This is a genomic window from Streptomyces sp. DG2A-72 (genome assembly GCF_030499575.1).
GTDB lineage: Bacteria > Actinomycetota > Actinomycetes > Streptomycetales > Streptomycetaceae > Streptomyces.
The window spans coordinates 5159185-5180463 of record NZ_JASTLC010000001.1; the positions used below are offsets into that span (position 1 = coordinate 5159185).

Genomic DNA, 21279 nt, shown 5'->3' on the forward strand with positions numbered 1-21279 from the left:
CGGACCGGAGGCTTGCGCGGAGGCTGTAGCGTGGCCGACGGAGACCGTAACAACACCGCGCGCACCGCGGGCAGAAACGACGGCGAGGACTGATGGCACAGCAGCAGCGCGCTCAGGGCCCGTCCGACCCCGAGGCGACTGGCGGCGGTATGTCAGATGCGCCGGAGATGTGGGGTAATGGCGGGCTGGTCGGCGATGGCCGGTATCGGCTCACCCGCAGACTCGGCCGGGGCGGCATGGCCGAGGTGTTCGCGGCCGAGGACGTGCGCCTGGGCCGCACGGTGGCGGTGAAGCTGCTCCGCTCCGATCTCGCCGAGGACCCGGTCTCCAAAGCCCGCTTCACGCGCGAGGCCCAGTCGGTGGCCGGGCTCAACCACCACGCGATCGTCGCCGTGTACGACTCCGGCGAGGACTTCGTGGGCGGCCAGTCGGTCCCGTACATCGTGATGGAGATCGTCGAGGGCCGCACCATCCGCGACCTCCTCATCAACGCCGAGGCGCCCGGGCCCGAGCAGGCCCTGATCATCGTCTCCGGCGTCCTGGAGGCGCTCGCCTACTCGCACCAGCACGGCATCGTCCACCGCGACATCAAGCCGGCGAACGTGATCATCACGCACACCGGCGCGGTCAAGGTGATGGACTTCGGCATCGCGCGCGCACTGCACGGCGCGCAGTCGACGATGACGCAGACCGGCATGGTCATGGGCACGCCGCAGTACCTCTCCCCGGAGCAGGCGCTCGGCAAGGCCGTCGACCACCGCTCCGACCTGTACGCGACGGGCTGCCTGCTCTACGAACTCCTCGCGCTGCGGCCCCCGTTCACCGGCGAGACGCCACTGTCGGTGGTCTACCAGCACGTCCAGGACATCCCGACGCCGCCGTCCGAGGCATCCGACGTCTGCCCGCCGGAGCTCGACGGCCTTGTCATGCGCTCGCTGGCCAAGGAGCCGGACGACCGGTTCCAGACGGCCGAGGAGATGCGCGGGCTCGTGCAGTACGGCCTGCAGATGCTGTACGACCAGGGCGGTCACACCGGCACCTGGAACACCGGCCCGGTCACCGCGCACGACGGCCGGCAGACCCCGGCCGCGGGCTTCGCGAGCACCACCGTGATGCAGAACCACGGCAACGGCTCCAGCACCTCGCAGATCCCGCAGCAGATCCTGCCGTCCGGATACGGCGGCGGGGACGACGGCGGCTTCGAGGGGCACGGCAACAAGGGCAACGGCCGCAGCAAGCTGTGGATCCTCGCCGTCCTCGCGGTGATCGCCATCGCCGCGGGCGTCGCGCTGGCGCTCAACGGCGGTGGCGGGGGCGGTGGCGGCGGCGGTGGTGGCAAGGTGTCGCCGACCACCTCGCAGACCACCGAGGACGACAAGGCCAGCCAGACGCCGAGCAACGAGGCGAGCAACGAGCCGACCGACACGGAGACGGACAGCGACTCGGACACGAGCGGCGGTTCGAACTACACGCCGTCGTACGAGCCTTCCTACACGCCGTCGGAGACGGCTTCTTCGGAGCCCTCCTACACGCCGTCCGACGAGCCGACCTCGTCGGGGGAGCCGACGCCGTCCTTCACGCCGTCCGACGAGCCGACGGACCCGGAGACGCAGCCGACGGACACCGGTGACGGCGGCGTCAGCGCGGGCGGCGGGACCGAGAACTGACCGGCACGCCGGAAGACAGCGTTCACGCGCGCGTACGGCCCGCAAACGGGCTGCACGCGCGCGTGCTGCTTTGCGGCGGAGGCCCGCACGTCAGCCGCTGAACGCCTCGCACACCGCGTCGTACTCCCGTGTCCACCACACGGCGAGGGCCGAGGCGGCCGGGAACTGGGGATCCGCGCGCGTGTCGCCCCGCTCGTAGTGCCAGCGCAGCATCCAGAAGTCGTTGAGACGCTCCCACCACACGCGGTGCACGGCTGCCGCGAGCTGGGAGGGCGTGGCGCCGGCCGTGCGCCGGTACGCGCGCGTGTACGCCCGCACCTTGGGCAGGTCGAGGGTGCCGACGGGACGGACGAAGAAGATCGCGGCGGCTCGTACGGCCTCCTCCGCGCGGGGCTGTACGCCGAGCCGGTCCCAGTCGACGATCGCGGCGGGCGCGTCCCCCTGGTAGAGCAGGTTGAACGGGTGGAAGTCGCCGTGCACCCAGCCGACGGAACCTCCGCGCGGCGGGCGCCGGTCCGCGTGCCGCTCCAGGAGCACGCGCCGCTCCAGCAGTCGGTGCCGGGCCAGTTCGTCGAAGGAGTCGGCGGGGCGGTGGCGGCGCACGCGGGCGAGCAGGTCGTCGATGAGGGCGAAGGTGGCGGTGGGGTCGGCGCTGTGGGGAGGCTCTGCACGTCCCCGCCTTCGCACCGGCATCACGCGCTCCAGGCTGGCGTGCACCACCCCTAACAGCGACCCCAGCCGTCCGCACTGCTCCGCGCTGAGCTGGCCGCCGTGCCGGTGCCGTCCCTCGACCCACGGGTGCAGGGCGTACGCGTGGCCGCCGACCACCGCCACCGTGCGCCCGTCGCGGGCGGCCACGGGGGGTGCCACCGGGACGCCGAGGTCGGCGAGGCGCTGGGTGGCGCGGTGCCGGCGTTCGATCGCGGTCGGGTCGGCGGTCTCGGGGTCGAAATGGTGCTTGAGGAAGTAGCGGCCGCGGGTCGTGCGCAGCCGGTAGCCGCGGTTGAGGAGCCCCTCGTCGACGGGTTCGCAGGTGACGGCGGAACCGGCGGCGTACTGACGGAGCAGGGCGCCCAGCGGGGGCGCGTGGGGCACGAGGGGTGGTACACAGGGGCGCGGCACGCGGCAGATGCTAGGGCACCCGCCGAGCCCATGAGCTGGGCGTTGTCACAGCACGTCGTCGGTGGTCGCTTTCGGTCACAGGACGTCCTCGAAGTGGCGTTCCAGGCCCCCGTCCGTGGAGTCCATCCACGCGGCGCGGCGCGGGCCCGAACAGCCGTGGCTCCTCGGCACTCGGCTCATGGGCCGCGCACTCGCCCACGACCCGCACGGACCACGGACTCTCGACGGCCGCGCGAAGCTCAGGTTGTCCGAGCCGTACGCGACGACGCTTCGCTGCCTCGGACGGCCTTCAGGACATACCTCGACGCCGCTGCCGTCCGGGAGACGTACGTCGAGCACCACCAGGTCGGGCCGGGCGGCCGGGATCCACGCCGGCGCGCCGGACGATTTCATGGTCGTCGAGGAGAGAGACACGGATTCTTCGGTCTTCGCGTACTGGGTAAGTCAAACCCGCAAACCCTTCCGGTGACCTGGGTCGGCGGGATAACGTGCCGTTGCTCCGGCCTCCTGCAAGGCTGTGACCAGTACCCCTTCGGGCTCTTCCCGATTTACTTGGAAATCCAAGCAAAATCGCAGGTCAAAGGGGGTTTCACAGAAATGTGGCGCACTGGGTAACGTGATGGTTGCAGGGCGCTCGCCGGGGCACCTGTCACGCCTGTTCCGGCCGAGTGGCACCCACCCCGTGCACGGGTGTCGGACCAGGTGAGCCGCACTGGTCAAACCGGCAACCCCGGGGGCCGGACCGACGGAGGAGCACACGTGACCGTGGAGAGCACTGCCGCGCGCAAGCCGCGACGCAGCGCCGGGAGCAAGAAGTCCCCGAGCACCAAGCCCGAACTGGTTCAACTGCTGACCCCCGAGGGCAAGCGCGTCAAGAACGCCGAGTACGACCCGTACGTCGCCGACATCACCCCCGAAGAGTTGCGCGGCCTGTACCGCGACATGGTGCTCACCCGCCGCTTCGACGCCGAGGCCACTTCCCTGCAGCGCCAGGGCGAGCTGGGCCTGTGGGCCTCGCTGCTCGGCCAGGAGGCCGCCCAGATCGGCTCCGGCCGGGCCACCCGAGAGGACGACTACGTCTTCCCGACCTACCGCGAGCACGGCGTGGCCTGGTGCCGCGGGGTCGACCCGGCCAACCTGCTCGGCATGTTCCGCGGCGTGAACAACGGCGGCTGGGACCCCAACAGCAACAACTTCCAGCTCTACACGATCGTCATCGGCTCGCAGACGCTGCACGCGACCGGCTACGCGATGGGCGTGGCCAAGGACGGCGCCGACAGCGCGGTCATCGCCTACTTCGGTGACGGCGCCAGCAGCCAGGGCGACGTGGCCGAGTCCTTCACCTTCTCCGCGGTCTACAACGCGCCGGTGGTCTTCTTCTGCCAGAACAACCAGTGGGCGATCTCCGAGCCGACCGAGAAGCAGACCCGCGTGCCGCTCTACCAGCGCGCACAGGGCTACGGCTTCCCGGGCGTCCGCGTCGACGGCAACGACGTACTCGCCTGTCTGGCCGTGACGAAGTGGGCGCTGGAGCGGGCCCGCAGCGGTGAGGGTCCGACGCTCGTCGAGGCGTACACGTACCGCATGGGCGCCCACACCACCTCCGACGACCCGACCCGCTACCGGGGCGACGAGGAGCGGCTGGCCTGGGAGGCGAAGGACCCGATCGCCCGCCTCCGCGCGTATCTCGAGGCCTCAAACCACGCGGACGAGCGATTCTTCGCGGAACTTGAAGCGGAGAGCGAAGCGTTGGGCAGGCGAGTGCGTGAGGCGGTCCGTGCCATGCCGGACCCGGACCACTTCGCCATCTTCGAGAACGTGTACGCGGACGGGCATGCGCTCGTCGACGAGGAGCGAGCCCAGTTCGCCGCCTACCAGGCGTCGTTCACGGACGGAGAGGGGGCCTGATCATGGCAGCGGAAAAGTTGGCTCTGGCCAAGGCGATCAACGAGTCGCTGCGGCGCGCCCTGGAGTCCGACCCCAAGGTCCTGATCATGGGCGAGGACGTCGGCAAGCTCGGCGGTGTCTTCCGGGTGACGGACGGCCTGCAGAAGGACTTCGGCGAGAGCCGGGTCATCGACACCCCGCTCGCCGAGTCCGGCATCGTCGGCACGGCGATCGGCCTGGCCCTGCGCGGCTACCGCCCGGTCGTGGAGATCCAGTTCGACGGCTTCGTCTTCCCGGCGTACGACCAGATCGTCACCCAGCTCGCCAAGATGCACGCGCGCGCGCTGGGCAAGGTCAAGCTCCCGGTCGTCGTCCGCATCCCGTACGGCGGCGGGATCGGCGCGGTGGAACACCACTCGGAGTCCCCGGAGGCCCTGTTCGCGCATGTGGCGGGCCTGAAGATCGTCAGCCCGTCAAACGCCTCGGATGCGTTCTGGATGATGCAGCAGGCCATCCAGAGCGACGACCCGGTGATCTTCTTCGAGCCCAAGCGGCGGTACTGGGACAAGGGCGAGGTCAACACCGAAGCGATCCCCGGCCCGCTGCACAAGGCGCGCGTGGTGCGCGAGGGCACGGACCTGACGCTTGCCGCGTACGGCCCGATGGTGAAGCTCTGCCAGGAGGTCGCCGACGCGGCCGCCGAGGAGGGCAAGAACCTCGAGGTCCTCGACCTGCGCTCGGTGTCTCCGCTGGACTTCGACTCCATTCAGACGTCGGTCGAGAAGACCCGCCGCCTGGTCGTCGTCCACGAGGCGCCGGTGTTCTTCGGCTCGGGCGCCGAGATCGCCGCCCGGATCACGGAGCGCTGCTTCTACCACCTGGAAGCCCCGGTGCTCAGGGTCGGCGGCTACCACGCCCCGTATCCGCCGGCCCGCCTGGAGGAGGAGTACCTGCCGGGCCTGGACCGGGTGCTCGACGCCGTCGACCGCGCCCTGGCGTACTGAGGAGAGGGTCGTGACGACGATGACTGAAGCGTCCGTACGCGAGTTCAAAATGCCAGACGTGGGCGAGGGGCTCACCGAGGCCGAGATCCTCAAGTGGTACGTGCGGCCCGGCGACACGGTGACGGACGGCCAGGTGGTCTGCGAGGTCGAGACGGCCAAGGCCGCGGTCGAGCTCCCCATCCCGTACGACGGCGTGGTCCGCGAACTCCACTTCCCCGAGGGCACGACGGTGGACGTGGGCACGTCGATCATCGCGGTGGACGTGGCGGGCGGGGCAGCACCGTCGGAGGCGGCGCCGGTCGCGCCAACCCCCGCGGAAGTACCCAAGCCGGAGGGCTCGGGCCGCACGCCGGTGCTGGTGGGCTACGGAGTCGCCACATCCTCGACCAAGCGCCGCCCCCGCAAGGGCCCGGAGGTCCCGGTCCAGGCGGCGTCGGCGGCGATCCAGACGGAGCTGAACGGACATGGGGCAGCCGCCCCGCCGCCTGCGGCTCCTGCCCCTGCTGCTCCTTCCTCCGTGGCTCCTTCCTCTGTGGCTCCTCAGGACCGTCCACTGGCGAAGCCGCCGGTGCGCAAGCTGGCGAAGGACCTGGGCGTGGACCTGGCCACGGTCACCCCCTCAGGCCCGGACGGCATCATCACGCGCGAGGACGTCCACGCGGCGGTGGCCCAGCCGAAGGCACCGGAGGAGACGCCCTCGCCCGCTCCGGTGGTCACCCCGCCCTCCGCACCGACATATGACACGTCCCGCGAGACCCGTATCCCCGTCAAGGGCGTCCGCAAGGCGACGGCGGCGGCGATGGTCGCCTCGGCCTTCACGGCGCCGCATGTCACGGAGTTCGTCACGGTCGACGTGACCCGCACGATCAAGCTGGTCGAGGAGCTCAAGCAGGACAAGGAGATGGAGGGCCTGCGGGTCAACACGCTCCTCCTGATCGCCAAGGCCCTGCTGGTCGCGATCAAGCGTCATCCGGAAGTGAACGCGTCCTGGGACGAGGCGGCCCAGGAGATCGTCCAGAAGCACTACGTCAACCTGGGCATCGCCGCGGCCACCCCCCGCGGCCTGATCGTCCCGAACATCAAGGACGCACAGGACAAGACGCTTCCCCAACTGGCCGAGGCGCTTGGCGAGTTGGTGTCGACGGCGAGGGAAGGCAAGACCTCCCCCGCCGCGATGCAGGGCGGCACGGTGACCATCACCAACGTCGGCGTCTTCGGCGTCGACACCGGCACGCCGATCCTCAACCCCGGCGAGTCCGCGATCCTCGCCGTCGGCGCGATCAAACTCCAGCCGTGGGTCCACAAGGGCAAGATCAAGCCGCGCCAGGTGACGACGCTGGCGCTGTCCTTCGATCACCGGCTGGTGGACGGGGAGTTGGGCTCGAAGGTGCTGGCGGATGTGGCGGCGATTCTGGAGCAGCCGAAGAGGTTGATCACCTGGGCGTGATATGAGGGCGGCCCCGAATCGAGCGGGGCCGCCCTGGGTGTTGATCGTCTCCCACGTCTGCACGCGGACATGCAGAAGGGGGCGGCTCAGGCCGTTGCTACTACGGGTCACCTACGCGGCGGCTCCAGCCCCAGTACGCGGTCCTTCAGTGCCGGGAACTGTTCGCGGGTCACGCCCACCTTCCCCGGGTCGAACTCCACCGTGAGGACCTGCTCCCCGGCACCCGCCTCCGCGAGGACTTCCCCCCACGGATCGACCACGATCGAGTGACCGGCCTGCGGAACCCCGGCGTGGGTCCCGGCCGTTCCACAGGCGAGCACGAACGCCTGGTTCTCCACCGCCCGCGCCTGAGCCAGCAGCGTCCAGTGCGCCCGGCGCCGCTCCGGCCAGCCCGCCGGGACGACGAAGGTCTCGGCACCGGCATCGACGAGACCGCGGAAGAGTTCGGGGAAACGGAGGTCGTAGCAGGTGCCCACGCCGATGGTCGTCTCCGGCAGGCGAACCGTCACCAGTTCCTCGCCCGCGCCCATCAGCACCGCCTCGCCCTTGTCGAACCCGAAGCGGTGGATCTTGCGGTAGGCGGCGGCCAGGTCACCGGAGGGAGAGAAGACGAGAGACGTGTTGTAGAGCGGCCCATCCGGGTCCCGCTCCGGAATCGAGCCCGCGTGCAGCCACACGCCGGCGTCGCTCGCGGCCTTCGCCATCACCTCGTACGTCGGCCCTTCGAGCGGCTCGGCCTCGGTGCCGAACTCCTCGTACGCGAAGGCCCCGGTCGTCCACAGCTCCGGCAGTACGACGAGATCCGCGGCGCCCGTCTGCTCCCGTACCAGCGAAGCGATGCGCCGTCGGCGCGATTCGATCGATTCGTCCTCGTTTACTGCGATCTGGAGCAATGAGGCGCGCACGCTACCACCGTCCTGGCATTCGAGCCGTACACACGGCCTACGATCGTCACACGAAAGCACTGCCGGGGTGCCTCACAGCAGCGTAACTTAGCGTTCCAAGACACCCGCCGACAGCAGCCGCCTCCCACTGGCAACGCCGCCACAACCAGCCCTGTACCGACCGCCGAGGGGTCCCGTTCCGTGAGTCTGCATCCCACTCTCCAGCCCTACGCCGACGCCTGGACCCACTCCATCGAAGCGATATCCGAGCTGGTGCAGCCCCTTGTGGAGGGCGAGTGGAACCGGCGGACACCGTGCCCCGGCTGGTCGGTCCGTGACGTCGTCTCCCATGTCATCGGCCTGGACTGCGAGATGCTCGGCGACCCGCGCCCCATCCACACGCTCCCGCGCGACCTCTTCCATGTCACGAACGACCGCCAGCGCTACATGGAGATGCAGGTCGACGTACGCCGCCACCACACGGGGCCAGAGATGACCTCCGAGCTGGAGCTGGTCACGATCCGGCGCAACCGCCAGCTGCGGAACGAGTCCCGCGACCCGGGCACGAAGGTGCGCGGCGCGCTCGGTACCGAGATCACTCTCGAAGAGTCCATGCGCAATCACGCGTTCGACGTCTGGGCCCACGAACAGGACCTCCGCGTCGCCCTCGGCCGCCCCGGCAACCTCGACTCGCCCGGCGCGCACGTGGCCCGTGACGTCCTTCTCGGCGCCCTCCCCGACATCGTCGCGAACAAGGCGAACGCGCCCCGCAGCTCGGCGATCGTCTTCGACGTCCACGGCCCCATCGAGTTCCTGCGCACCATCCGCGTCGACATCCAGGGCCGCGGCACCCTCGAAACAGCCCCCGCCCTCGGCCCCGCCGCCAGCCTCACCCTCGACTGGGAGACCTACATCCGTCTGGCCTTCGGCCGCGTGACGCTGGAGTCGGTCGCCGACCGGATCAAGGCCGAGGGCGATGTGGACCTGACGGCGGCGATTCTGCGGAACTTCACGGTGACGCCGTAGCCGGGCCGACCGGCGTCGGCCGGCAACGCGTCGGAGGCCGTCGGCTCAGCGGTCCTCCGTGACCGTCGTGGCGACGCCGTTCCTTATCTCGACCTTGGCGGAGACGCCCTTCTTCGCGGCGCTCTCCAGCTGGGTCAGGGTGCACTGCGGCGTCTCCTCGGACCGCGGGGTGCCGCAGATGGTGCCGGCGCCGTACACCCGCGTGCTGTCGGAGACGAAGAACGCCTGCTCGACGCCCTTCATGTCGGAGACGGTGAACTTGCCCGGCGCGAGGTAGCCGACGTTGCCGAACCAGGTGCCGTTGACGCCCGTCGTGCCGGTGCCGTTCTCGACGTCGTGGCGCTCCCGTACGACGGTGGCGACGCCGTTCTTGAGTGTCACGTCAGCGGTGACGGCCGCCTTCTTGGTGGCCGTCTCCAGCTGGTCGAGCGTGCAGCTCGGGCGGGCCTCGGACCGCGGGCTCCCGCAGATCGCGCCCGCACCGTAGACCGCGGTGTCGTCGGCGACGAAGAACGCCTGGTCGGTCTTTCCGGCCATGTGGACGGTGTACTTGCCCGGGGCGAGATAGCTGACGGTGCCGCCGGTGACCGTGCCGCTCACGCCCCGCTGGGAGGAGCCCGCGGCGTTCTGCGCGGACGCGGACGAGTTGGAGTGCTTGGAGGTCTTGGACGTGCCGGACTTCTTGGACGACGACTTGTGTTGGGAGCTGCCTGTATTGGCGGAACCGTTGTTCGCGGAGCCGTTCTGACATGCGGTCATCGCGAGTCCGGCAGTGAGCGCGGCGGTGACGACGACGACCCGGCGCAGGTGACGGTTCATCACGGGATTCCCTTCGCAGGCGAGGCTTCGTTCGATCACTATGAGTGCCGGACGACACCACAGGTCACGCTCGTCCCCGCCTCACGACACCGTTGTCACACCCCTATGACACAGCAACACCTCGGCCGTAAAGGTCACTTGTGGTGAACCGTCACGCGGGCACATGCACCGTCTCCACCCGGCTCGCCACCAGCCGCTCCCGCTCCCGCCGGGCCGCCCGCTTCCGCAACCGCAGTATCTGACTCACGCCCAGCGCCTGGAGCACGAACACCGACGAGAACGCCACCGTGTAGTCGTCGCCGGTCGCGTCCAGCAGCACGCCCACCGCGAACAGCGTGGTCATCGAGGCGACGAAGCCGCCCATGTTGGTGATCCCGGACGCCGTGCCCTGCCGCTCCGGCGGGTTCGCCGGCCGGGCGAAGTCGAACCCGAGCATCGAGGCGGGACCGCACGCTCCGAGCACCGCGCACAGCATCACCAGCAACCACATCGGCGCATGCTCCCCGGGATACGCCAGCACGGCCGCCCACATCAGCGCCGTCGCCCCGACGGTCCCCAGTGCCAGCGGCAGCCGCGCCGCGTGATGCCGGGCGACGACCTGGCCGTACACCAGACCCACGAGCATGTTCGACAGCACGACGAGCGTCAGCAGCTCCCCGGCGCTCGCCCGCGACAGCCCCTGCGCCTGGACCAGGAACGGCAGCCCCCACAGCAGCAGGAACACCATCGCCGGGAACTGGGTGGTGAAGTGCACCCACAGCCCCAGCCGTGTCCCCGGCTCCCGCCACGAGGCGGCGATCTGCCGCCGTACGTACGCGGCCCCCTGATGCGGGAAGGGCTCCGGCTCGTGTCCCTCGGGATGGTCCTTCAGGAACAGCAGGAGCAGCACCAGCACCACCACGCCCGCGAGCGCGCTCCCCGCGAAGGCCGTGGTCCAGCCCAAGCCGTGCAGCAGGCGCGCGAGCACCAGCGTCGAGACGAGGTTGCCCGCCATGCCGGCCAGCCCGGCGAGCTGCGCCACCATCGGCCCGCGCCGGGCCGGGAACCAGCGGCTGCCGAGCCGCAGCACGCTGATGAACGTCATCGCGTCACCGCAGCCGAGCAGCGCCCGGGAGGCGAGGGCCATGCCGTACGACGGTGAGAACGCGAACCCGAGTTGCCCGACCGTGAAGAGGACCACGCCGATCGTCAGCACCTTCTTCGTGCCGAGCCGGTCGACCAGCAGGCCCACGGGTATCTGCATGCCCGCGTACACCAGCAGCTGGAGGATCGAGAAGGTGGACAGCGCGGAGGCGCCCACGTCGAACCGCTCGACCGCGTCGAGGCCGGCGACCCCCAGCGACGTACGGAAGATGACGGCGACGAAGTAGACGCAGACGCCGATGCCCCAGACGGCGACGGCACGGCGTCCGCCGGGCGGGTCTCCGGGGAGGGCGACGGCGCTCATCGGACCTCACCCCGCGCGAGGTGTGAGAACCAGCCGACGTGCCGGTGGACGACATCGACGGCCGCCTGCGCGTCCCCGGAGCGCAGCGCCCGAAGGATCTCCTCGTGCTCGGCGAGGGTCTTGGCGATCCGGTCGGGGTGGGAGTGCATCACGGCGACGCCCATGCGCAGTTGCCGGTCGCGGAGTTGGTCGTAGAGCCGGGAGAGGATCTCGTTGCCGCCGCTGCGGACGATCTCGGCGTGGAAGCAGCGGTTGGTGACGGCTGCCGCGGCGAGGTCGCCGGCGGCGGCGTGCGCCTTCTGCTCGGCGAGCAGTTCCTCCAGCCGGGTGATCAACCGCGGACTCGCCGGTACGGCCTTCCGCGCGGCGTGCTCCTCGACCAGCAGCCGGGTCTCCACCACGTCCGCGATCTCCTGCGCGGAGACGGGCAGGACCAGCGCGCCCTTCTTCGGGTAGAGCTTGATCAGCCCCTCGGCCTCCAGGCGGAGCAGCGCCTCGCGCACCGGAGTGCGGGAAACCCCTACAGCCTCGGCGAGTTCGCCCTCGGTGAGGAGGATGCCGCCTTCGTAACGCCGTTCCAGGACGCCCTGCTTGACGTGGGTGTAGACGCGGTCGGCGGCAGGTGGTTGCTTGACGGGTGCGGGCGGGGCTGAGGGCATGCCCACAGCTTAGATACAACACGTACGCATGCGGCCGCTCATTCCAGTATGCGGACGCGCCGGGACCCCGCCCCGCACACCGCACAACCTTCTGTGCTAGTTACATGTCACACGTACGCGGCCTGCCTGCTTTGCCATTCAACTCGGCCGCACCTCAGGGGCATTCGACGTATTCGGGGTATATCAGTTGATAACTGCCACCAAGGGCATTCGTGTCCGCAGAGCCGCAGCCGTCGCCGTCACGGCGGGCGCGATGCTCGCCACCGGGGCCCTCACCGCGGCACCGGCGCAGGCCGCGACGACGCCCAGCATCACCGCCAAGGGCGGATTCCTGATGAACGGCGCCACCGGCGCGACGCTCTACTCCAAGTCCGCAGACACCAAGCGGCTCACCGGCTCGACGACGAAGATCATGACCGCGAAGGTGGTGCTCTCGCAGTCGAATCTGAACCTGAACAGCAAGGTCACGATCAAGAAGGCGTACAGCGACTACATCGTCTCCCAGGGCGCCTCGTCGGCCCGGCTGATCGTCGGTGACAAGGTCACGGTCCGTCAGCTGCTGTTCGGGATGATGCTGCCGTCCGGCTGCGACGCCGCGATGGCCCTCGCCGACAAGTTCGGTTCCGGCTCTACGGTCTCGGCCCGCACCAAGAACTTCATCGGCAAGATGAACACCATGGCCAAGCGGCTGGGCATGACGAACACGCACTTCGACTCGTTCGACGGCATAAGCCGCGGCTCAAACCACTCGACGCCGAAGGACCTCACGAAGCTCGCCCGCAGCGCGATGAAGACCTCCATGTTCCGGGGCGTCGTGAAGACCAAGTCGTACACGGCGAAGACCATCACCAGGACCGGCTCCACCCGCACGATGGCAGCCTGGAAGAACACCAACACCCTGCTCGGCTGGAACGGCACGCTCGGTATCAAGACCGGCTCCGGCACCCAGGCCAAGTACTGCCTCGTCTTCTCCGCGACGAAGAACGGCGAGACGGTGGTCGGCGCCGTGCTCACTGCCTCCTCGGCGGCCAACCGCACAACGGACGTGAAGAAGCTCATCAACTACGGCTACGCACGGATCAGCTGACGCCAACACCTTTGGAGAAGGGGCCCGCCATCACGTCCCGAGCGGACGGGCGGGCCCCTTCGCCGTTCAGCGGTATCCGTCGTTCAGCCGATCAGATGCTGAGGAACCTTCAGATCACCGTGGCCGAACAGGCGGATCAGGGCCGGTGGATCGTCCTTGGCACACGCGTCGGCGACCACGTCGATCAGTTGGTCGTAGTCGGGGCCCGTCCTGCCCTCGTAGGCCGCGGTCATACGGCCCCACTCGTCCCAGGGCAGCGCCTCCCGCTTGCAGAGGGCCGCGAGGTCACGGACCGCGCTGCCGCTGATCTCGTGCGGCCCCCACGCGTGGTCGGTGCCAGCCACTCCGAACATGGCCGGATCGATGGAGCCGTTGCGGTAGTGGACCCACGCCTCACCCCCCGTCAGGAACTCGCCCGGAGCGAGGTCTTCCGGATGATCGACGTAGCTCTTGCCGAGGTGCTCGGTGTCCACCCGCACCCAGCGGCGCCGGGCGTCGTCCCAGTACTCGGTGATCCAGTGATCGACGCCCCGGCCCGGCAGGAAGTACGTACCGAAGCCGCACCGGGCGCGGGACGCGATGCCGCGCGCCCGCAGGATCGCGCAGGCGAGCGTGGCGAAGTGACGGCAGGTGCCGATGACCCGCGTTTCGGGGGGTCGGGCGTGGTGCAGTGGTGCGGGGTCGAGGTCGGTCAGCGCGCTGATCAACTTGCTGACGGGCCGGATGTCCTTTTCCGCGATCCGGCTCTCCGCGATCCCTAATGCCACCACCGCATCTGTCGGCTGGATGACCAGGCTCTGCACCGCCGCGCAGATGGCCACGGGGCTGTCGGGGAGTTCGGCGATGAGCGGGAACTGCGACGCGTTCAGAGTTGTAAAGGGCCCAGGCTGGGAGTAGTCGAGGACGTCATTGGTCATGGCCGGGGATGGTAGGGGACAAGGCCTCGCTCCCGAGCATCTGCTCCGTCCAGATCACCTTCCCACCCCCCGAATACCGCGTCCCCCACCGCTCCGCGAACTGCGCCACCAGGAACAGCCCCCGTCCGCCCTCGTCCGTCGTGGCCGCGCGCCGCAGATGCGGGGCCGTGCTGCTGGCGTCGGAGACCTCGCAGATCAGGGTGCGGTCGCGGATGAGGCGGACGTGGATGGGGGCGGTGGCGTGGCGGAGGGCGTTGGTGACGAGTTCGCTGAGGATCAGCTCGGTGGTGAAGGCCTCGTCCGACAGGCCCCAGGCTTGCAGGGTCCGGGTGGCCGCCGCGCGGACCCGGCCCACTGCTGAGGGGTCGGGCGGTACGTCCCAGGACGCCGTGCGGTCGGCGGCGAGCTTGCGGGTGCGGGCGACGACTAGGGCGATGTCGTCGCGCTGCCGGTCGGGCAGCAGGGCGTCGAGGGTGGCGTCGCAGGTCTCCTCCGGGGTGCGGCCGGGGCCGGTGAGGGCGCGGCGGAGCAGTTCCAGGCCCTCGTCGATGTCGCGGCGCTGGTCCTCCACCAGGCCGTCGGTGTAGAGCACGAGGCCGCTGCCCTCGGGCAGGTGCAGCGTCGTCGTTTCGAAGGGGAGCCCGCCGCCCAGGCCCAGCGGAGGGCCGCCGGGGACGGTGAGGAACTCCGCCTCGCCGTCCGGACGTACGAGCGCCGGTTCGAGATGGCCCGCGCGGGAGATGGTGCAGACGCCGGACGCGGGGTCGTAGACGGCGTACAGGCAGGTCGCCCCGGTCACCGGCGCGCTCTCGTCCTCGCCGCCGTCGCCGTCCCCTTCCTCGTCCTGGTCGATGCGTGCCACCAACTCGTCCATGTGCCACAGGAGTTCGTCGGGCGGGAGGTCCAGCGTGGAGAAGTTGTGGACGGCGGTCCGCAGCCGGCCCATCGTGGCCGCCGCATGCAGTCCGTGCCCCACCACGTCGCCCACGACCAGCGCCACCCGCGCGCCCGGCAGCGGGATGACGTCGAACCAGTCGCCGCCGACGCCGCCCTGCGCGGCCTGTGCGGGCAGATAGCGGTAGGCCACGTCCAGGGCGCTCTGGTCGGGCAGGGCCCGCGGCAGCAGGCTGCGCTGCAGGGTGACGGCCATGTCGTGCTCGCGGGTGTAGCGGCGGGCGTTGTCGATGCTCACGGCGGCGCGGGCCACGAGTTCCTCGGCGAGGGAGATGTCGTCCCGCTCGAAGGGTTCCTGCTGGTCGGCGCGCCAGAAGGTGGCCACGCCCATGATGACGCCGCGGGCGCGCAGCGGCACCGCGAGCATGGAGTGGATGCCGAACGCGACGATGTTCCGGGCCCGTTCGGGATCCTGCACCTGCCATCCGGAGAACGTGGTCAGGTCCTCCTCGAGCACCGGCTCACCGGCGAGGAACCCGGCGGCCTGCGGGGTGGTCGCCGCGAAGTGGATCAGCTTGCCGGGCACGTAGAGCGGGCTGCCCTCCTTCACGCCCTGGAACGCGACGCGCCGCATGTCGGTGGTGCCCGCCTTCGGCTCCCCGCCCCGCAGCACGGGATCGGCCACGTCTACGGTGACGTAGTCGGCGAACCGGGGGACGGCGAAGTTGGCCAGTTCCTGCGAGGTGCGTGTCACGTCGAGGCTGGTGCCGATCTCCAGTCCGGCGTCGTACAGCAGCCGCAGCCGCTGCTGCGCCACCTCCGCCCGGCCGGTGAGGGCCTGCAACTCGGTGGTGTCGCGCAGGGTGGCGACGCTGCCGGGCGGCCCGCCGTCCCGTTCGGTGGACCGCCGGCTGACCGCCAGCAGCAGGCCCCGCGACAGATGCACCTCGTCGGTGGCGTCCCGGCCGGACGCCAGCAGCCGGGCCAGCTCGCGGTCGATGCCCAGGTCCTGGGCGAGCCGGCCCTCCGCGTCCGGACCCAGCCCGAGCAGCCGCCGCGCCTCGTCGTTGGCCAGCGCCAGCCGCCCGTCCCCGTCCATGATCAGCACGCCTTCCCGTACGGAGTGCAGGACCGCGTCGTGATGCTCGTACATCCGGGTCATCTCGGCGGGTCCCAGCCCGTGCGTCTGGTGCCGCAGCCGCCTGCTGACCAGGGCGGTCCCGGCGGTGGCGACGGCGAGGGCGACCGCGGCCGAGGCGAACAGCACGGGCAGCTGGTGCTCGACCACCCCGCCCACGCTGGCCAGGGTCACACCGGCGGCGACCAGGCCGATGACCTTGCCGTCGGCGTCCTGCACGGGGACGACGGCACGCACGGAGGGGCCCAGCGTGCCGGTGAAGGTCTCCCGTACGACTCCGCCCGCCGCGGCCGGGGCGATGTGGCCGATGTAGTGCTTGCCGATCTGGGCGGGGTTGGGGTGGGTGTAGCGGATCCCCTCCGGGGTCATCACGACGATGAAGTCGACGTCGGACGTCTTGCGTGCCGCCTCCGCGCGCGGCTGGAGCACCGCGGACGGGTCCGGCCCCTCCAGGGCCGCCACGACCCCGGGCGCGTTCGCGAACGTCTCGGCCACGGCGAGGGAACGGTTGCGGGCCTCGCGCTCGCTGTCGCCGCGCACCTGCAGCACCACGGCGGTCACCGCGGCGACCACGAGCAGCACGACGATCGCCGCCTGCAGTACGAAGACCTGCCGGGCGACGGTATGGACACTCAGCACCCGGCGCACGCGACCGAGAAATTCGGCCATGACTCTTTTGTCTCACACCGTGCGCCGACACAGCACATTCAGTTCTCCAACGTTCCAGTTCTCCAACGTTCCAGTTCTCTAATGTTCCTCCCGCTCCTTCTCCGCCAGATGGATCACGCACACCGTCACCGCGATCAGCAGCGCCGGATCCGCGTCGCTGCGTACGACGTCGACGCCGTAGGTGTCGCGGATGTGCAGCCACCGCCGCGAGATCACGGCGAGGAGCTCACCGTCGTACTCGACGGCGAATTCACGGTCGAGGATCTTGCCGCTGACGTCGAGCTCGGTGCCGTCGACCAGGGACACCCGGTAGTGGTTGCGCAGCAGCGACAGCCGCTTGCGCTTGATGCGGGCCAGGGGGTCGCCGTTCCGCTCGATCACCATCGTGTCCCGCAGGGCGAGCATCTTCTGGTGGATGTCGATGAGGACGCGCCCCTGGGTGTCCTTCAGCTCGAAGGTGTCCCGCAGCCGCATCGCCTTGCCGTCGACGAGGTACACCTTGTTGCCGCTGTCGTCCTCGATCCAGTAGTCGTCACCGAAGCCGAGGAGCCTGTCGCGTACGAGGAATCTCATGACATCAGGACTTCCACGCGACCGGCCCCGAAACGCCGCCGGTAGGCCGACGGGCTGAGCCCGGTCTCCCGCCGCAGCCGCGCCCGCAGATTGGCGGCGGTGCCCAGGCCGCTGCGCGCGGCGACCACGTCGAGCCGTTCCTCCCCGCGCTCGATCATCCGGCACGCCAGCGCGACCCGCTCCCCGGTCAGCCAGGCCAGCGGGGTCGTCCCCAGCTGGGCGCGGAAGCGGCGGTGCAGGGTGGCCGGGCTGACCGCCGCCCGCGCCGCGAGGTCCGCCACCGACAGCGGCTCGCCCAGCCGCGCCTGCGCCCACGCCAGCAGGGGCCCCAGCGACTCGTCGGGCATGTCCGGCAGCGGCCGTTCCACGAACTGCTTCTGCCCGCCGTCCCGGTGTGCGGCGAACACCAGCCGCCGGGACACGGCATTGGCGATGTCGGCGCCATGGTCACGCCGTACGACATGCAGGCACAGGTCGAGCGCGGCGGCGCTGCCCGCGGCGGTGAGGATGTCGCCCTCGTCGACGAAGAGCACGTCCGGCTCCAGCAGCACCTTCGGATGCAGCTCCCGGAAGGTGTCGGCCCAGCGCCAGTGGGTGGTGGCCCGGCGTCCGTCGAGCAGTCCGGCCTCGGCGAGCGCGAAGCTTCCGGTGCACAGGCTCATGACGCGGGCCCCGCGCGCGTGGGTGCGCCGGATGGCGTCGAGTACGGCTGTGCCGCGCGGTACGACGTTGTCGGGGCGGCCGGGGACGACCAGGGTGTCGGCCGCGTCGACGGCTTCGAGGCCGGGCACGCCGGTGAGGGTGAAGAAGCCGTGGTTCATCCGGACTTCAGGGGTGGGCGTGCACAATGTGACATTGTACAGAGCGCCAGGAAGCCCCAGCTCGGGTCGCGGCAGCCCGAACAGCTCGGTGGCGACGCCGACTTCGAATGGATTGGTGCCCTCGTCGACGATCACGGCGACGCGATGCGGTTGCCGTCTCGGGGGTTGCGAGGATCCTTGCGTCATGTGCGATTCCTAGCACTCGCACGCGCTCCCGGCCACCCGCACGATGGGCGCATGGAACCCATCTCGCTGGAAAAGGCCCTCTCCTCCTTCACGGAAACGTGGAGCCCTCGCATCGTCGCCGCCGTCAACGACTACGACGTCCGCGTGGCCAAGGTCGACGGCGACCACGTCTGGCACGTCCACGACCACACCGACGAGTTCTTCCTGGTCCTCGACGGCGAGCTGCACATCTCGCTGCGGGAGGCACAGGGCGAACGCACGGTCGTCCTGCCCAAGGGCTCCGTCTTCACGGTCCCCCGCGGCACGGAACACAAGCCGTACGCCCCCGCTCCCGCCGCCATCCTGGTCTTCGAGCCCACCGGCACCCTCACCGTGGGCGACCGTCACGGCGAGGTACCGGACCATGTGGACGCGACGACGGGACACGCGCTGGCCTGAGCGTCGTGACGTCGCAACGCTAGGGCGACGGGGTGCTCCGCAGCGAGTCGAGAACCCGTGGTGAGGCCTGCAGTGCCGTGCGCTGCATCAGGTCCACGACACCACGCGTGCCTGCCATCTCCGATCCGCCGCCGGCCCGGCCGGGGCCCCCGTGCTTCAGGGCGGGAAGCGGCGATCCGTGGCCGGTGGTCTGCGCCATGTTCGTCGAGTCCAGCAGGTGCAGTCGCCCGTGCCAGGGTGCCGCCTCCTGGACGAAGGCGGTCGTCCAGGCGAGGTCGTCGCCGACGACGGAGGCCGCGAGGCTGCCTCGGCCACGCGCCACCAGGTCCGTCGCGTGGGCCGTGTCGCGGTAGGCCAACACGGTCGCGGCCGGTCCGAACGGCTCCACCTCGTGAGGTGCGGCGGCGTCCGGGTCGGCGGAGACGAGAAGGGTGTCGAGGAACGCCCCCCGTTCGGAGTCGGCGTCGACCACCCGGACCTTCTCGGGGTCGCCGTGCACGAAGCGTCCGGACTCCGCGATCTTCCGTGCCGCCTGCCGTACGTCGTCGCGCTGGGCGAGGCTGACGACCGGCCCCATCCGCACGCCCTCCGCGGCGGGGTTCCCGATGGTGATCCCGGCGAGCTCGGCGGCGATCGCGTCGAGGGCTGCGGCCTCGTGCTCGCGGGGGACGAGGACGCGGCGGATCGCGGTGCACTTCTGGCCCGCCTTGACGGTCATCTCGGTCACCACCTCGCGCACGAACGCCTCGAACAGCGGGGAACCCGGGGTGACGTCCGGGGCCAGCACGATGGCGTTGACGGAGTCGGCCTCGGCGTTGAAGCGGACGGAACGGGCCACCAAGTTGGGGTGTGTGCGCAGTGTTTCGGCCGTTGCGGCGGAGCCGGTGAAGGAGAGGACGTCCTGCTCGCCGAGCAGACCGAGTGCCGGGCGCACCGAACCGGCAACCATCTGCAGGGCGCCGGGCGGCAGCACGCCGGCGTCGGTGACGATCCGGACGAGGTGCCCGGTGAGGTACGCGGTCGGGGTGGCCGGCTTCACCACGCTGGGCATGCCCGCCAGCACGGCCTGGGCGAGCTTCTCCAGCGGCGCCCACACCGGGAAGTTGAAGGCGTTCACCTGGAGCATCAGGCCTGGGGAGGGGCTGACGAGGTGGACGCCCAGGAAGTCTTCCCCCCGGGCGAGGCGTTCGGCGGGGCCTTCCACGAGGTGGGGCGCGTCCGGCAGCTCGGTGCGGGCGCGGGCCGCGTAGTCGCGCAGGACGCGGATGCCGCCGTCGACGTCGTAGCGGGCGTCGTCGAGGGTGGCGCCGGCGCGGGTCGAGAGGGCGTACAGCTCTTCACGGCGGGCGCGGACGGCCGCGGCGAGCGCGTCCAGGAGGTCGGCCCGCCGGTGGAAGCTCAGCGCGCGCAGCGTGGGGCCGCCGGCGCGGCGCGCGTGGTCGAACGCACCGGCGAGGTCGAGGCCTTGGGAGGAGACGCGGCAGACCGTCTCGCCGGTGACGGCGTCGTGCACGTCGACTGCCGTCGCATCGGCGGCAGACGGCGCGACCCAGGTGTCCTGCAGATAGCTCTCGAGAAGCATGGGATACGGCCCGCTTTCTTTCGGTGGGGTCGGGGGACGCGGAGTCGGACTACGGGACCGGGTGGTGACCCCAGATGTCGGCCGTGTACGTACGGCTGACCCAGGTGCTCTCGTCGACCTGCACGCCGCCCGCGCCGATCTCGATGCCGAAGCCGGCGGGCGACTTCATGTAGAACGAGAACATTCCGTCGTTGGCGTGCTTGCCGAGTGTGGCCATGAGTTCGACGTCGTGCTCGCGCGTGCGGTCGAGGGCGCGGCCGACCTCCTCCGGGGTGGTCACCTCGCACAGGATGTGGTGGGTGCCCTCGTTCTTGTACGAGCGGATGAAGGCGACGCTGTGGTGTCTCGGGTTGCAGCCGAGGAAGTAGAACGTGCCCCAGGGGTAGTCGGCGGTGTCGCTGAGCCGGAAGCCCAGGATGTCGCAGTAGAAGTCGACCGCCTCCTGGACGTGCGGCGTCTTCATCACGACGTGCCCGAGCCCCTGCTCGCCGGTCACGAAGTCGACGCCGAGCGGTGACACGAACTGGCTGGGGGCCAGGCGGCGGCCGCAGAACAGCTCGGTGCGGATGCCGAGCGGGCCGCCGAAGTGCACCATGCGGGTCACCTGGCGGTCCAGACACTCCTCCTCGGTGCCCGCCGTGACGTCGACGCCGGCCTCCTTGAGCCGCACCGTCATCGCGTCGATGGCCGCCCCGTCACGGACCTCCCAGCCGATGACCGTCACACCACCGGTCTCCGCCTCCGTCAGCCACATGCGGAACGGATGCTGGTCCATCCGCAGGCGATAGCGCACGGGCCCCTCGCCCGGGGCGGAGCCGCTGTCGGACGCAGCCCCGGGCTCGACCGCGAGGCCGATCACCGTGCGGGCGTACTCCGCCCACGCTGTCGGATCGGGCGCGCCGATCCCTACGTAACCAAGGCTCTGGATCGTCATGTCGAGGACAATATTTGTTAGACCCTTGACGGTCAAGGCTCTGACGAATACGTTGCCGTCATCGAGCCGAGGAGGACT

General features: G+C 70.3%; 18 protein-coding genes and 1 pseudogene. 7 read left to right on the forward strand and 12 right to left on the reverse strand.

Annotated features, from left to right (window positions below; all coding sequences use genetic code 11):
• The first annotated feature begins 92 nt into the window (after nt 1-92).
• Nucleotides 93-1667, forward strand: a complete 1575-nt coding sequence (locus tag QQY66_RS24570; RefSeq protein WP_301982478.1) for a protein kinase — start codon at nt 93-95, stop codon at nt 1665-1667.
• Between the two features lie 90 nt (nt 1668-1757).
• On the opposite strand, the gene QQY66_RS24575 is transcribed toward QQY66_RS24570, so the two are convergent.
• Both QQY66_RS24575 and QQY66_RS24585 read right to left on the reverse strand, forming a co-directional pair.
• Nucleotides 1758-2762: a phosphotransferase gene (locus QQY66_RS24575; RefSeq protein WP_301982479.1), complete on the reverse strand. Its 1005-nt coding sequence runs from the start codon at nt 2760-2762 to the stop codon at nt 1758-1760.
• 291 nt (nt 2763-3053) lie between these two features.
• Nucleotides 3054-3207, reverse strand: a pseudogene (locus tag QQY66_RS24585) (DNA-binding response regulator); the annotation flags it as partial.
• A gap of 341 nt (nt 3208-3548) precedes the next feature.
• Here QQY66_RS24585 and pdhA point away from each other — a divergent pair.
• From pdhA to QQY66_RS24600, 3 genes are read left to right on the forward strand one after another with little or no spacing between them, the layout of a single operon-like run.
• A complete protein-coding gene (gene pdhA, locus QQY66_RS24590; RefSeq protein WP_301982480.1) occupies nt 3549-4697 on the forward strand; it encodes a pyruvate dehydrogenase (acetyl-transferring) E1 component subunit alpha in 1149 nt (382 codons plus the stop codon).
• 2 nt (nt 4698-4699) lie between these two features.
• Nucleotides 4700-5680, forward strand: a complete 981-nt coding sequence (locus QQY66_RS24595; protein WP_301982481.1) for an alpha-ketoacid dehydrogenase subunit beta — start codon at nt 4700-4702, stop codon at nt 5678-5680.
• A gap of 10 nt (nt 5681-5690) precedes the next feature.
• Nucleotides 5691-7127: a dihydrolipoamide acetyltransferase family protein gene (locus tag QQY66_RS24600; protein WP_301982482.1), complete on the forward strand. Its 1437-nt coding sequence runs from the start codon at nt 5691-5693 to the stop codon at nt 7125-7127.
• A 107-nt stretch (nt 7128-7234) separates the two neighbouring features.
• On the opposite strand, the gene QQY66_RS24605 is transcribed toward QQY66_RS24600, so the two are convergent.
• Nucleotides 7235-8032, reverse strand: a complete 798-nt coding sequence (locus QQY66_RS24605; RefSeq protein WP_301982483.1) for a carbon-nitrogen family hydrolase — start codon at nt 8030-8032, stop codon at nt 7235-7237.
• Between the two features lie 180 nt (nt 8033-8212).
• Here QQY66_RS24605 and QQY66_RS24610 point away from each other — a divergent pair, with 180 nt between their 5' ends.
• Entirely contained in the window at nt 8213-9037 is an 825-nt protein-coding gene (locus QQY66_RS24610; RefSeq protein WP_301982484.1) for a maleylpyruvate isomerase family mycothiol-dependent enzyme, read from the forward strand.
• Nucleotides 9038-9082: 45 nt separating this feature from the next.
• Here the strand turns inward: QQY66_RS24610 and QQY66_RS24615 are convergent, their stop codons facing one another.
• The 3 genes from QQY66_RS24615 to QQY66_RS24625 form a co-directional block, all read right to left on the reverse strand.
• The gene (locus QQY66_RS24615; RefSeq protein WP_301982485.1) at nt 9083-9856 is read right to left on the reverse strand and encodes a hypothetical protein; all 774 of its coding nucleotides are present in this window, start codon (nt 9854-9856) and stop codon (nt 9083-9085) included.
• 151 nt (nt 9857-10007) lie between these two features.
• A complete protein-coding gene (locus QQY66_RS24620) occupies nt 10008-11303 on the reverse strand; it encodes a nitrate/nitrite transporter (protein ID WP_301982486.1) in 1296 nt (431 codons plus the stop codon).
• A complete protein-coding gene (locus QQY66_RS24625) occupies nt 11300-11962 on the reverse strand; it encodes a GntR family transcriptional regulator (protein WP_301982487.1) in 663 nt (220 codons plus the stop codon). Before QQY66_RS24625 ends, QQY66_RS24620 begins: the two co-directional genes overlap by 4 nt.
• Nucleotides 11963-12149: 187 nt before the next feature.
• On the opposite strand from QQY66_RS24625, the gene QQY66_RS24630 reads away from it, so the two are divergent.
• A complete protein-coding gene (locus tag QQY66_RS24630; protein ID WP_301982488.1) occupies nt 12150-13049 on the forward strand; it encodes a D-alanyl-D-alanine carboxypeptidase family protein in 900 nt (299 codons plus the stop codon).
• Between the two features lie 83 nt (nt 13050-13132).
• On the opposite strand, the gene QQY66_RS24635 is transcribed toward QQY66_RS24630, so the two are convergent.
• The 4 genes from QQY66_RS24635 to QQY66_RS24650 all read right to left on the reverse strand — a co-directional run bounded on the left by QQY66_RS24635 (nt 13133) and on the right by QQY66_RS24650 (nt 18247).
• On the reverse strand, nt 13133-13966 hold the full coding sequence (locus QQY66_RS24635; protein ID WP_301982489.1) for a transglutaminase-like domain-containing protein: 834 nt from the start codon (nt 13964-13966) through the stop codon (nt 13133-13135).
• The gene (locus QQY66_RS24640; protein ID WP_301982490.1) at nt 13956-16667 is read right to left on the reverse strand and encodes a SpoIIE family protein phosphatase/ATP-binding protein; all 2712 of its coding nucleotides are present in this window, start codon (nt 16665-16667) and stop codon (nt 13956-13958) included. The genes QQY66_RS24635 and QQY66_RS24640 overlap by 11 nt, the downstream gene beginning before the upstream one ends.
• A gap of 78 nt (nt 16668-16745) precedes the next feature.
• Entirely contained in the window at nt 16746-17240 is a 495-nt protein-coding gene (locus tag QQY66_RS24645; RefSeq protein WP_301982491.1) for an LURP-one-related/scramblase family protein, read from the reverse strand.
• Entirely contained in the window at nt 17237-18247 is a 1011-nt protein-coding gene (locus tag QQY66_RS24650; RefSeq protein ID WP_301982492.1) for a helix-turn-helix domain-containing protein, read from the reverse strand. The genes QQY66_RS24645 and QQY66_RS24650 overlap by 4 nt, the downstream gene beginning before the upstream one ends.
• Before the next feature lie 51 nt (nt 18248-18298).
• On the opposite strand from QQY66_RS24650, the gene QQY66_RS24655 reads away from it, so the two are divergent.
• Nucleotides 18299-18685: a cupin domain-containing protein gene (locus QQY66_RS24655; protein WP_301982493.1), complete on the forward strand. Its 387-nt coding sequence runs from the start codon at nt 18299-18301 to the stop codon at nt 18683-18685.
• Nucleotides 18686-18704: 19 nt separating this feature from the next.
• Here QQY66_RS24655 and paaZ read toward each other — a convergent pair whose 3' ends face one another.
• Entirely contained in the window at nt 18705-20267 is a 1563-nt protein-coding gene (gene paaZ, locus QQY66_RS24660; RefSeq protein ID WP_301982494.1) for a phenylacetic acid degradation bifunctional protein PaaZ, read from the reverse strand.
• A 49-nt stretch (nt 20268-20316) separates the two neighbouring features.
• Nucleotides 20317-21201 carry a VOC family protein gene (locus QQY66_RS24665; RefSeq protein WP_301982495.1) on the reverse strand — a complete coding sequence of 295 codons (885 nt, stop codon included), beginning with the start codon at nt 21199-21201 and terminating at the stop codon, nt 20317-20319.
• Between the last annotated feature and the right edge of the window lie 78 nt (nt 21202-21279).